Source organism: Streptomyces sp. NPDC048420, assembly GCF_040651535.1.
Classification (GTDB): Bacteria; Actinomycetota; Actinomycetes; order Streptomycetales; family Streptomycetaceae; genus Streptomyces.
This window is the reverse complement of the sequence record NZ_JBEZKG010000066.1, coordinates 1-12,601: the sequence shown is the minus strand read 5'-3', so window position 1 is coordinate 12,601 and position 12,601 is coordinate 1. Positions and strand designations below refer to the sequence as shown.

Annotated in this window: 7 protein-coding genes; 3 read left to right on the top strand and 4 right to left on the bottom strand. The window is 71.8% G+C overall.

Features of this window, described 5'->3' with window-relative positions:
• Window positions 1-403 precede the first annotated feature (403 nt).
• Window positions 404-952, bottom strand: coding sequence for a MarR family transcriptional regulator (locus AB0D34_RS47070; protein ID WP_362674337.1), 549 nt, complete (start codon window positions 950-952; stop codon window positions 404-406).
• Window positions 953-1,074: 122 nt separating this feature from the next.
• On the opposite strand from AB0D34_RS47070, the gene AB0D34_RS47065 reads away from it, so the two are divergent.
• A complete protein-coding gene (locus AB0D34_RS47065; RefSeq protein WP_362674339.1) occupies window positions 1,075-2,343 on the top strand; it encodes an MFS transporter in 1,269 nt (422 codons plus the stop codon).
• Between the two features lie 76 nt (window positions 2,344-2,419).
• Here AB0D34_RS47065 and AB0D34_RS47060 read toward each other — a convergent pair whose 3' ends face one another.
• Both AB0D34_RS47060 and AB0D34_RS47055 read right to left on the bottom strand, forming a co-directional pair.
• Entirely contained in the window at window positions 2,420-4,057 is a 1,638-nt protein-coding gene (locus AB0D34_RS47060) for a SpoIIE family protein phosphatase (RefSeq protein WP_362674335.1), read from the bottom strand.
• A gap of 222 nt (window positions 4,058-4,279) precedes the next feature.
• Window positions 4,280-5,659, bottom strand: a complete 1,380-nt coding sequence (locus tag AB0D34_RS47055; protein ID WP_362674333.1) for an NAD(P)/FAD-dependent oxidoreductase — start codon at window positions 5,657-5,659, stop codon at window positions 4,280-4,282.
• Between the two features lie 374 nt (window positions 5,660-6,033).
• Between AB0D34_RS47055 and AB0D34_RS47050 the strand changes: the two genes are divergently transcribed.
• Window positions 6,034-6,819, top strand: coding sequence for a helix-turn-helix domain-containing protein (locus tag AB0D34_RS47050; protein ID WP_362674331.1), 786 nt, complete (start codon window positions 6,034-6,036; stop codon window positions 6,817-6,819).
• 260 nt (window positions 6,820-7,079) lie between these two features.
• On the top strand, window positions 7,080-9,005 hold the full coding sequence (locus tag AB0D34_RS47045; RefSeq protein ID WP_362674329.1) for a sigma-70 family RNA polymerase sigma factor: 1,926 nt from the start codon (window positions 7,080-7,082) through the stop codon (window positions 9,003-9,005).
• Here AB0D34_RS47045 and AB0D34_RS47040 read toward each other — a convergent pair.
• A complete protein-coding gene (locus AB0D34_RS47040) occupies window positions 8,992-12,285 on the bottom strand; it encodes a BTAD domain-containing putative transcriptional regulator (RefSeq protein WP_362674328.1) in 3,294 nt (1,097 codons plus the stop codon). The genes AB0D34_RS47045 and AB0D34_RS47040 overlap by 14 nt on opposite strands.
• Between the last annotated feature and the right edge of the window lie 316 nt (window positions 12,286-12,601).

Here is a 12,601-nt window from a genome sequence, read left to right as displayed (position 1 = left end):
CTTCGGTCTTGCGTTTCCGACTCTATCAGACCGTTTCCGGTTCCGATTTCCTCGGCGCTTTCCAGGTTCCCGCTTCCGCGTTTCCCTTTCCGGCGGTTCCGACTCTATCAGATCCTTTCGGGCCTGATCCCCGGTCAGCGGGGCTTGTCTTCCCGGCTGTTGGGCCGTTCCGACGTCTCAAACCTTAGCGGATTCTCGCGGCGGTCCCAAATCGAGGGGCCGCACCCAAATCGAATTGAAATCGGGCACGCCGAATTCATCCCGGCTGGGAGATCGTTCTGATGGTTTGAGTGGCCGCTTTCGCGGCGGAGGTGCTACCGCAGAACCGTTACGGCCCCGTGGCAACCCGAAGAACTTTACGGACCGTGGAGGGGGCTGTCAAGCGCCCTCTGTCAAGATCTTTTCAGTCGAGGTCGCTGAGCCGCCCGCCGGCGTCCGGCTGTGCGTGCTCCACCCTACGCAGAAGCCGGGTGAGAACGTCCCCGAGGGTGTTGCGCTCCTCCGCGGACAGGTCCTGGAGCAGGTCCTCCTCGAAGACCGTGGCCAGGCGCATCGCCTCCAGCCACTTCTCGCGACCCTCGGCGGTCAGCTCCACGATCACACGGACCCGGTTGGACTCGTCCCGTTCCCGGGTCACCAGTCCTTCGGCGAGCATGCGGTCGATCCGGTGGGTCATCGCGGCCGGCGTGAGGCCGAGACGCTTGGCGAGGTCACTGGGGCCCAGTCGATAGGGGGCACCGGAGAGGACGAGCGCCTTGAGGACCTCCCACTCGGCGCTGCTGATGCCGAGGGCGGCGGTCTGGCGGCCGTAGGCGACGTTCATACGGCGGTTCAGGCGCGAGAGCGCCGAGACGATCTTCTCGACCTGGGGGTCGAGGTCCTGGAACTCGCGCTGGTAGGCGGCGATCTGTTCTTCGAGCGTCGGCTCGGTGACGCCAGGGGTCTCGGCCATGACCGCAGTATGGCACGCACCTCCTTTGCCTTGAAGTCCTTCGGTATGTACTCTTTAGCTTCGAACTTTAGCTTTGAAGTCTTCAGTCCTAACTAGTGAGACAGGTGAACGTGACCAGGGCGATGGGCGCAGCGATGCGCCGGATCCATGTGGGCAACGCGCTCAGCGCGTTCGGGCTCGGTTTCACCGTCCCTTACCTGTACGTCTATGTGGCGCAGGTGCGGGGCCTTGGAGCCATGACGGCGGGGCTCGTCCTCGCCGTCTTCGCGGTGGCGGCACTGATCGTGCTGCCGTTCGCCGGGCGGGCCATCGTCCGGCGGGGCCCGCTGCCGGTGTTGCTCGCCGCCCTGGTCATGGCCGCGATCGGATCGCTGAGCCTCGGACTCGCGGGCCAGGCCCCGACCGTTCTGCTGTCGGCGGCGGCGCTCGGTGCCGGTCAGGCCGTGATGCAGCCGGCGCTGGCGACGATGATCGTGGACTGCTCCCCCTCGGAGACCCGCTCCCGGGCTTTCGCGACGCAGTTCTTCCTGCAGAACCTCGGGCTCGGCGTCGGCGGTCTCATCGGCGGGCATCTCGTCGACACGTCGAGCGCCGCGTCCTTCACTCTGCTGTTCGCGATCGAGGCGGCGATGTTCCTGCTGCTGGTGGTCGTGATGGCGACGCTCCGCCTGCCCCACGCGCCACGGATCGACGGTGCGCCCACCCGGTCGGCGCGGGGCAGCTGGAAGCAGTTGCTCGGCAACCGGGCCATGGTGCAGCTGTGCGTGCTGGGCTTCGTACTGTTCTTCGCCTGCTATGGACAGTTCGAGTCGGGCCTGAGCGCTTACGGTGTCGAGGCCGCCGGTATCTCCACTTCCGCGCTGGGCACCGCGCTGGCCGCCAACACCGCGATGATCGTGGTCGCGCAGTTCGCCGTGCTGCGGTTCGTCGAGCGGCGCCGCCGGTCCCGTGTGATCGCCGCCGTAGGGCTCATCTGGGCCGTCGCCTGGCTCACCGCGGGATACGCGGGCCTCGGCCACGCCAGCCAGGAAATGGCCACGGCCGCGTTCGTGTCGACGTACGCGCTCTTCGGCCTGGGCGAGGCGATGCTGTCGCCGACCGTGGCCCCCCTGGTCGCCGACCTGGCGCCGGAGGGCATGGCGGGTCAGTACAACTCCGCCTTCGCCCTGGTGAAGCAGCTCGCCCTGGCCGTGGGCCCGGCGGTGGGCGGTCCGCTGGGAGCCTCCCTGCCCACGCCGTACATCGTGACGTTCCTGCTGTTCTCGCTGGGGATCACGTACCTGGCGATACGCCTGGGCAAGCAGCTGACCCCGGTACAGAACCAGCCGTCGCTCAGGAAGAGCAGGGTGGTGGCGCAGGGCGGGGCGCAGTCCGAGTCGATCGCCGCCTGACTGCAACCCACCCAGGGGCGCGGGGAACTGCGCGACCAGCCACGACGGACCCGCGCCCGGCATCGATCAGGCACCCCTACGGGGTGGCCCCCTTCGGCAGCACGAACTCGCACCAGACCGCCTTCCCACCCCCGGGCGTCCTCCGAGACCCCCAGTTCGAGGCGATGGTCGCCACGATCGCGATCCCACGTCCGGATTCGTCGCCCGGTTCGGCCCTCCGACGCCGGGGCAGATGGTCGTCCCCGTCCGTCACCTCGACGATGAGCCGCCGATCGGTACGGCGAAGCCGAAGCCGCATGGGCGGGGTGCCGTGCTGCAAGGAGTTCGCCACGAGTTCGCTCACCGCCAGCACGCCCAGATCATGCAGCTCCATCGGGAACCGCCAACTGGTCAGCACGCCGGAGGCGAACGCACGCGCGCGTGGAGCCGCCTCCACGCCGCCCAGCAGTTCCAGCCCGGCGTTGCGGAAGAGCTCTTCGTCGGGGCCCGTGCGGGCCGGGTGCTGGAGGACCATGACGGCCACGTCGTCGTCGTGTTCCGCGGTGACGCCGGCCGAGCGGACCAGGCGGTCGCAGATGACCTGGGGGGTGCCGGTGGCGCCGGCCAGGGCGCGTTCGAGGGCCGCGATGCCTTCGTCCAGGTCCTCGTTACGGCGTTCGACCAGGCCGTCCGTGTACAGCACCGCCGTGGAGCCGGGGCCGAGCGGGATGGTGCCCGAGGCGTGCATCCAGCCGCCGGTGCCCAGCGGCGGGCCGGTGGGTTCGGCGGCGCGCAGGACGACGCCGCTCTCGTCGCGGACCAGGATCGGCAGATGGCCGGCCGAGGCGTAGACCAGCTTGCCCTCGTTCGGGTCGTGGATGGCGTACACGCAGGTGGCGATCTGGTTGGCGTCGATCTCCATGGCGAGGCCGTCCAGGAGCTGGAGGATCTCGTGCGGGGGCAGGTCGAGGCGGGCGTACGCCCTGACCGCAGTACGGAGCTGGCCCATGACCGCTGCCGCGCGGACCCCGCGGCCCATGACGTCGCCGATGACCAGGGCCGTGCGGCCGCCGCCGAGGGTGATGACGTCGTACCAGTCGCCGCCGACCGCGGCCTCGGTGCCGCCGGGGTGGTAGGTGGCCGCGATGCGCAGGTCGTCGGGTTCTTCGAGTTCCTGGGGGAGCAGGGAGCGCTGGAGGGTGACGGCGGTCTCGCGCTGGCGGCGCTCGCTGGCTCTGAGGCGCTCGGCGGCCTCGGCGTGGTCGGTGACGTCGGTCGCGAAGATCAGGACTCCGCCGTCCCCTTCCGTCACCGGGGTGCAGGTGAAGGTGTAGGAGCGGCCGTCGGGGGCCTTGCGGGACTTGACCGTGCGGGGCTTGCCGCTGCGCAGGACCTGGTCGAGGAGCGGCAGGAGGCCGATCTCGTCGAGTTCCGGGAGGGCTTCGCGGGCCGGTGCGCCCGGCGACCGCAGGCCGAAGGCAACTACGTAGGCGTCGTTGACGTAGGCGAGGCGGTGGTCGGGGCCGTGGACGAGGGCGACGAGGGCGGGGACCCGGTCGAGGACCTCGCGGACCGGGAGTTCGTCGACGGCGGGGACCGGCACGGTCAGTTGTTCGGCGCGGGCCGCGGGGACGGCGCCCTCGCTCAGGCGGTCGTCGGTGACCAGGTCGTCGGTCCGCGCTGCGGCGCGGCGCTGCGTTCCGGGGAGGCGGGCGCTCCAGCGCGTGAAGTTCACGAATCCTTGCCTCGTGTCGTCGTCTTCGGCGTCTTCGGGCCGGCTCCGGGCCCGGCCGGTGGGCTGGGGACGGCAGCCCGGGGGTGCAGCACGGTGGGAAGACCTCTTGGGTTCGAGGGGCGGGCGGCTGCCCGTCCGAGGACGGGCATCAGTGTGTCAGGGGGGCCGACCTGGTCGACATCCGTCAGACGCCGGGGCGGTCCGTGGAGTTCCTCGGTCCGGTCAGGACGACCCCTTCGGGTCGTTCGCCGGGTCATGAGGATGCTTTCCACCGGCCGCGAGTTCGAACTCCGCTCGGGGATGTTCGAGTGAACCGAGCGAGACGATCTCCCGCTTGAAGAGCCCCGACAGGGTCCATTCGGCCAGGACGCGGGCCTTGCGGTTGAAGGTGGGGACCCTGCTGAGGTGGTAGACGCGGTGCATGAACCAGGCAGGGTAGCCCTTCAGCTTGCGTCCGTAGACCTGTGCGACACCTTTGTGCAGACCGAGGGAGGCCACCGAGCCGACGTACGCGTGCGCGTACGTCTCCAGGGGTTCGCCGCGCAGTGCGTGCGCGATGTTGTCGCCGAGGACCTTGGCCTGGCGGACTGCGTGCTGGGCGTTGGGAGCGGTCTCCTTGCCGGGCTCGTCGGCGGTGACGTCGGGGACGGCGGCCGCGTCTCCGGCCGCCCACGCGTGCGTGACGCCGTCGACGGTGAGCTCGGGGGTGCATTTCAGCCGACCGCGCTCATTGAGGGGGAGGTCGGTGGCGGCGAGGAGCGGGCTGGGTTTCACGCCGGCCGTCCACACGACCGTACGCGTGGGAAAGCGGTTGCCGTCGCTGAGCACGGCGACGCGGTCCGCACAGGACTCCAGGCGGGTGTTCAGCCGTACGTCGATGTTGCGGCGGCGCAGTTCGCTGACGGTGTAGCGGCCCATCTCCTCGCCGACCTCGGGGAGGATGCGGCCGGTCGCCTCCACGAGGATCCACTTCATGTCCTCGGGACGGACGTTGTGGTAGTAGCGCGTGGTGTAGCGGGCCATGTCCTCCAGCTCGCCGAGCGCCTCCACGCCCGCGTAGCCGCCGCCGACGAAGACGAAGGTCAGGGCCGCGTCGCGGATCGCGGGGTCGCGGGTGGAGGAGGCGATGTCCATCTGCTCGATGACGTGGTTGCGCAGGCCGATGGCCTCCTCGACCGTCTTGAACCCGATGCCGTGGTCGGCGAGTCCGGGGATCGGCAGGGTGCGCGCGATCGAACCGGGGGCGAGGACGAGTTCGTCGTACGACAGCTGTTCGCCGCCCGTCTTCTCCTCCTCGTTGGCGAGGGTGGTGACGGAGGCGGTGCGTTTGGCGTGGTCGATCGCGGTGACCTCGCCGACGACGACACGGCAGCGGTCGAGGACGCGGCGCAGCGGTACGACGACATGGCGTGGGGAGATGGATCCGGCCGCCGCTTCGGGGAGGAACGGCTGATAGGTCATGTACGGGTCGGGCGTGACGACGGTGATCTCGGCTTCGCCCCGCTGAAGTTCCCGTTTCAGCTTCCGCTGCAGACGCAGAGCCGTGTACATCCCGACGTAGCCGCCGCCGACAACGAGAATGCGCGCACGTTCCTTCACCATCCCATGACGCACCCGGCGCTTGAGTTTGTCCACAGCCTCGACAATTTGTGTGACCGGAGTTCATCGGCGCGCCGGGTTGGCCGAATCTACCGAGCGTGACGAAGCTCCGCAGGTCAGTGGGCGTGCGCCGGGTGGTCGTAGGGGGTGCAATCGGCGCTTTTGCCACCCGTACTCCGATCGGGGGGCGCTCCGTGCGGAACCTGCCCCTTCTGAATTGACCCCCACTCAACTATGTTCGTGTGTCGACGGGGTGTAGGGGGATGCGCTCCGGGTCCGCGACGGGCGGACTCGCGAAACGGGCATGTTCCGCACGCTCCGGCTTTCGATGGCGGGGAGAGTCTCCGGGGGGAGACGTCATTACCGGGGGATTATTTATGCACATTCAGGACTCTCATTGGTCTACCGCGTCCGCCATCGCACCCGGTGGCGGGGCGATGGGCGGTGCAATGGGTTCGGCGATGAGCGCGGCGGGCAACGGGCGCGGTGACGTGTCACGTTCGACCCCGCTGCGCGTGGACGCACAGCGCAATCTCGAGCACGTACTGCGTGCGGCGCGCGAGGTCTTCGGTGAGCTGGGCTACGGCGCGCCGATGGAGGACGTGGCGCGGCGCGCCCGGGTCGGTGTCGGCACCGTGTACCGGCGTTTCCCGAGCAAGGACGTCCTGGTCCGGCGGATAGCCGAGGAGGAGACCTCCCGGCTGACCGACCAGGCACGGGCGGCACTCGGTCAGGAGGACGAGCCGTGGTCGGCGCTGTCGCGCTTCCTGCGCACGTCGGTCGCGTCCGGAGCCGGGCGGCTGCTGCCGCCGCAGGTGCTGCGGGTCGGGGTCGCCGACGAGGGCGACGGCTCCGGGTACGACGGCACGCGCGTGCCGCAGCAGCGGACGCCGGGCTCCGGTGAACTGCGGCTGGTGCCGGAGGAGGCCCCGATGGTCTCCGCCGACGACGACGCGGGCGCGGGGGCGCTGCTGGAGGTCGTGGGTCAGCTCGTGGACCGGGCGCGTGCGGCCGGTGAGCTGCGGACCGACGTGTCGGTGTCGGACGTCCTGCTGGTGATCGCGACCGCGGCGCCCTCGCTGCCGGACGCGGCGCAGCAGGCGGCGGCCTCGGCGCGACTGCTGGACATCCTGCTGGAAGGTCTGCGGTCGCGGCCGGTGTGACTCGTCAGGGTGACAACGGGGTGCGGTCGGGTTGCCGTCCGCACCCCGGAACGTTCCCGGCTATTTCCGGCGCGCTGCACAACTCCCGTTCAGCCCGCGGCAGTTGAGCATTCCCCGAACGGGTGAGGGCTGGTACCGCATCGCCGGAAAACCCCACGGACGAGTGGATGCGGCGCACTGTGCCCTACTGACCAAAAGTCGATATGGCACGCTGACCCGGTGTTCGGGACTGGTTGGGCCGGCGGCGGGGGCATTCCGCGATGAGCGTTGACGGGCGGAACGAGCCGCTGGGCGAGGGCGACGGGGACGCCGGTGGCACGCCACAGGTGCCGCAGCAGGGCGGCCGGGCGGGCATCCCGCACGGCGGTATCCCGGCCCAGGGCGGCGAGCCCGTCGAGGGCAGCGTGCCGGCGCAGCGCGACCGGCGCGAGGACGGCAGCGTCCTGCCGCCGCCCCGGAAGATGCCGCCGTCCGACGCCGAGCTGATCGAGCGGATGCGCTCCGGCGACGACACGGCGTACGAGGAGCTCTACCGGCGCCACGCGGAAGCCGTACGCCGTTACGCTCGCACCTGCTGCCGGGACGGCCACACCGCCGACGACCTCACCGCCGAGGTCTTCGCACACATGCTGCATGCCGTGCGCGGCGGCCACGGGCCCGAGCACGCCGTACGCGCCTACCTGCTCACCAGCGTCCGCCGCGTCGCCGCCGGCTGGACGAAGTCGGCCAAGCGCGAGCAGCTGGTCGACGACTTCGCGGTGTTCGCCGCACAGGCCTCGCGCTCGTCCGAGGTGTCGGACGACGACCCACTGGATCTGGGCGCCGACGTGCGCGCGATGCACGTGGCCGAGCAGTCCATGGCGATGCAGGCCTTCCGCTCACTGCCCGAGCGCTGGCAGGCCGTGCTGTGGCACACCGAGGTCGAGGACGAGTCGCCGAGCGCGGTCGCCACGCTCTTCGGGCTCGACGCCAACGGCACGCGCGTGCTGGCCAGCCGTGCCCGTGAGGGCCTCAAGCAGGCCTATCTGCAGGCCCATGTCAGCGCGAGCCTCGCCACCGACGAGGAGTGCGCCCGGTACGCCGACCGGCTCGGCGCCTACGCCCGCGGCGGCCTGCGCACCCGTGCCGAGCAGGGCCTGCGCAAGCACCTGGAGGAGTGCGCCAAGTGCCGGCTGGCCGCGGGCCAGATCAAGGAAGTCGCCAGCGGGATCCCCGCCGTCGTACCGCTCGCGGTCATCGGCTGGTTCGGGGCCGCCGGGTACGCCAAGGCCATCGGGCTCATCGCCGGTGGCGCGGGGGCCGGAGCGGCCGGTGCAGCGGGCGCGGCCGCCGCGGCGAGCGGGGGTTCCTCGGGCGGGGCGGGTGCCGGTGGTGCCGCGGCCTCGGAGGGCCTGGGCGCCCCCGTGAAGGCCGGTATCGCGGCCGGTGTGGTCGCCGTGGCCGCCGCCGCGGTGGCGCTCGCGCTGATCGGCGACGACAGCCCGGCCAAGAAGCCGGACGCCAAGCCGCCCGCGTCCGCGCCGGTGATCGGCCCCGCCGCCGAGCCCACGCCCACGCCGAAGACGCCCGAGCCGGAGCCCCCGTTGGTCCCCGTCGCGGCGGCCCCTGCGGCCCTGAGACCCGCGCCGACGCCCACCCTCACACCGACCCCTAAGCCCACCCCCACGCCCACACCGACCCCCACCCCGAAGCCGACACCGCCCCCGCGGCTCGCTCCCACACCCACCCCGACACCGACTCCCCCGCCGCCACCGGCCGTCTACCAGTGGAGCGAGCTGGACTACGACGTCTCCGGCGACGGCAGCGAGCCCGAGATGCGGATCGGCGAGAGCAGCTGGGTGTGGCAGCGCTACGGCGTCTCGATCGCCGAGCAGCGGTACACCCACGGCGTGACCGTGCACGCCCGCTCCTCCGTGACGATCGACCTCAACCGCGCGTGCTCCTCCTACGACGCGATGGTCGGCGTCGACGACATGACGCTGGGGCTGGGCAAGATGTACTTCTCCGTCTACGCCGACGGGGTCCGGCTGTGGCGGTCGGGGCTGGTCGAGAGCGGCGACCCGGCCGTGCCCGTGCATGTGGACCTCGCCGGGCGCAGCACCGTACGGCTGGTGGTCGAGCCGCACAGCCCCTTCGACGACCTCATGCTCGCGGACTGGGCCGAGTCGAAGTTCAGGTGTTCGTAGCGCGCCTGGCCCGCAGCGCCCCGTCGAGTTCGGCGAGGGCGTCCTGCGGGGTCAGGGTCGTGCCCCGGGCGTGTTCCGCCGCGTAGCGCCCGGGCCCCAGGCCGGAGTGGGCGAGGGCCTGCGCGCGCTCCACCACCGCGCCTTCGGGATGGGGGCGTGGGTCACCGCCGCGCCACCGCTCGCCGGCCGCCATCAGCCGGACCGCGCACGGGAGGTCCCCCAGGTCGCAGAGCATGGTCGCCGCTCCCTCCACGAGCGCCGCCACGATCACATCGGCGCACCGCTTCTCGATCGCCTCGCGGACGGTACCGGCCAGCAGCGGCAGTCCGTGCTCGGGGCCCGACTCCTCGGCCGTCACCATGGCATCGACCGAGTTCAGCATCACCGTGAACTGGGGCGGCGGGGTGGCCCGGCCGATCTGCTCGCGGACCGCTTCCACGAGTTCACGCGCGCGTGCGGTGTCCTTCTCCTCCAGGGCGATGTGGGCACGCATCAGACTCACGAACGCCCTGGTCTCCGGGACGCCGTAGCGGTCTCCGGCGGCGCTCGCCTCGTCCAGGGTGGTCAACGCGGCGGGGCGGTCGCCGGTGCGGAACGCGACTTCGGCGAGCCGGGCGAGGAGGAACGGCGTCTCGGCGTATGCGCCCACCTCGTAGGCCAGCCGCAGCGACTCCTCGTACTCCGCCTTGGCCTCGGCGGGGCGCCCGCGGGCCATGGCCGCCTCGCCGGCGGCGCTGCTGACCTGGGCGCGGAGCCAGCGGTCACCCACGCGGCGACTGAGGACACGCAGCTCTGCCAGGTCGTCGTCCACGCCGGCCATGCCGCCCGGGGAGTCGACCACGGTGTGCGTGCGCAACATCAGGGTCACGGCCACGGACCAGTCGTCGCCGTGGGCCCGGCAGTTGGCCAGGGAGGTGTCCATGAGGGAGCGGATGTCCACGGGGTCCCCGAGCACCAGGTGGATCATGGGCCAGATGATGCCGGGGAGGCGGGCCGCGTCGGGGCCGCCGCGCTCGAAGTGTGCGCGGACGCGGGTGACGTAGCGGCGGAGGCGCTGGTCAAGCCGGTCGGCAATGGGCTCCGTCTCGGCCTTGAGGAAGAGATACAGCATGCGGAGGTTCATGCGGGCGCGGTGCGCGGGGTGGGCGGTCTCCGCGTGCGGGGCGTCGAGGTAGGCGTCGACGGGGTCCTCGGCATCGGCGGCCGCGGGCTCGTCGGCCGACGCCGCTACGGGGATGGCCGCGCTCCGTCTGTCCAGTGCCACCCCCAGGCGGAGCACCCGCTCCACCCAGGCCATGCCCTCGCGGCGGTAGCTGCGCAGCCACCAGAACCAGCCCATGGCCAGAATCAGGGCCGTGGCCTCGGCCTCCTCGCCCGCTGTGACGGCCCGGTCGAGGGCCGCGCGGACGTTGTCGAGCTCGGTCTCCAGGCGGGAGATCCAGGGGAGTTGGGCGGCGGAACGCAGTTGCGGCTCGGCCTCTGCCGCGAGTGCGTGCGCCCACGCGCGGTGTCGGCGCTCGGCCGCGGCACACAGGGCGGGGGACTCGGCGGCGCGCTCGTTGGCGTACTCGTGGATGGTCTCCAGCATGCGGTACCGCATGCCGTCGGAGCCGTCCCGCGCGCACGGGGTGGCCACGATCAGGGACTTGTCCACGAGCGCTCCGAGGAGTTCCGCGGCCGGCCCCGTGCACACCGCCTCCGCCGCCGCCAGCTCCCAGCCGCCCGCGAACACGGACACCTCACGCAGCAGCGTCCGCTCCCGCTCGTCGAGCAGGTCCCAGGACCAGTCGACGACGGCCCGCAGGGTCTGCTGGCGGGGCAGGACGGTTCGGCTGCCCGAGGTGAGGAGCCGGAAGCGGTCGTCGAGGCGGTCGGCGATCTGGCGGGGCGTGAGGAGCCGTAGCCGGGCCGCTGCCAGCTCGATGGCGAGGGGCAGTCCGTCGAGGCGCCGGCAGATCTCGGCGACGGCCTCCTGGTCGGCGAGCACGGCGTCCGCGTCGGGACGGACGGCGACGGCGCGCTCGGTGAACAGGCGGTGCGCCTGGTTGGGGAGGAGGGGCTCGACGGGGCGCACCGACTCGCCCGGCACGCCCAGGGGTTCACGGCTGGTGGCCAGGACGGTGAGGCCCGGGCAGCGGGTGAGGAGGGTCTCCGCGAGATGGGCCGCCGCGTCGATCACATGTTCGCAGTTGTCAAGGATCAGGAGTTGGCTGCGCGGGGCGCAGTACTCGACGAGCAGGGTGAGCGGGTCGTCCTGCGGGGCGGTCAGCTCGGTGGTCATGAGCACGGTCTCACGCAGACCGAGCGCGCTGACCACCGCGCCGGGCACCGCCTCCGGCCGGTCGAGCGGGGCGAGCTCGACCAGCCACGCCTGCGGGAGCCCGGCGGCGACTTCCTCGGCGAGACGGGTCTTTCCGGAGCCGCCCGGTCCGGTGAGGGTGACGAGGCGGGCCCTGTGCAATTCGGAACGGATGGCGTCGAGTTCGGGTTCCCGGCCCACGAAAGAGGTAAGGCGTGGACGGATGTTGCCGGTGCGTTCGGACGGGGGACGGGTGAACGGACTCGGGGCCGCAAGCAGTTCACCGTGCAGGGCGCGCAGTTCCGGTCCCGGATCGGTGCCGAGGCCGTCGGCGAGGGCGCGGCGGACGGTCTCGTACGCGGTGAGGGCGTCGGCACCGCGGCCGGTGTCGCGCAGGGCGCGGACGAGCAGAACGTGCAGCGACTCGTCGTACGGCTGTGCGGCGGTCAGTTCCTGCAGCTCCGGTACGACGTCCTGGGCGCGGCCGAGCAGCAGATCCGCCTCGATCCGGGCCCGGGTGGCCTTCAGGCGCAGTGCCTCCGGGCGGATCGCGGCGGTGCGGTCGGGGAGGTCGGCGAGGGCGGGGCCGCGCCACAGGGCGAGGGCGGCGGTGAGGTCCCGGGCGGCCGTGTGGGCGTCGCCGCGGGCGAGGGCGGCGGTGCCCTTCCTCACGAGACCTTCGAAGACCTGGAGGTCCACGTCGTCCTCGGCGACGGCCAGCCGGTAGCCGCCCGGGTCGGAGACGACCGCGCCCTTGCCGACGCCACGGCGGAGACGGCCGACCAGGGCCTGGAGCGCGGCCGGGGCGTCCTGGGGCGGGTCGTCGGCCCAGACCTCGTCGATCAGGGTCTCGGGGGTGGCCGTATGTCCCTGCCGCTGGGCGAGGGCGGTGAGCAGGGCACGGACACGGGGCCCTCCAAGGGGTACGACAACACCGCGATCGTCCACCACCTCGGCCACACCCAGGATTCTGTACCGCACGGGGCTATTGTCACCGGGTCCTTGTGGAAGCGCTGGTGGATTTCGGGTGCCTATCGGGGTGCCGGGTTCGGTTGTTGGGCGGGTGCGGGTCAGTGGGGGCTGGTCGCGCAGTTCCCCGCGGGCAGCTGCGCTGGGCTTGGGCCGGGCGCCCAGGGAAGTGCCTCGCGATGTCGTATGACGACCGCGGGCCGGTGGGGGCTGGTCGCGCAGTTCCCCGCGGGCAGCTGCGCTGGGCTTGGGCCGGGCGCCCAGGGAAGTGCCTCGCGATGCCGTGTGGCGGCCGCGGCCCGGTGGGGGGCTGGTCGCGCAGTTCCCC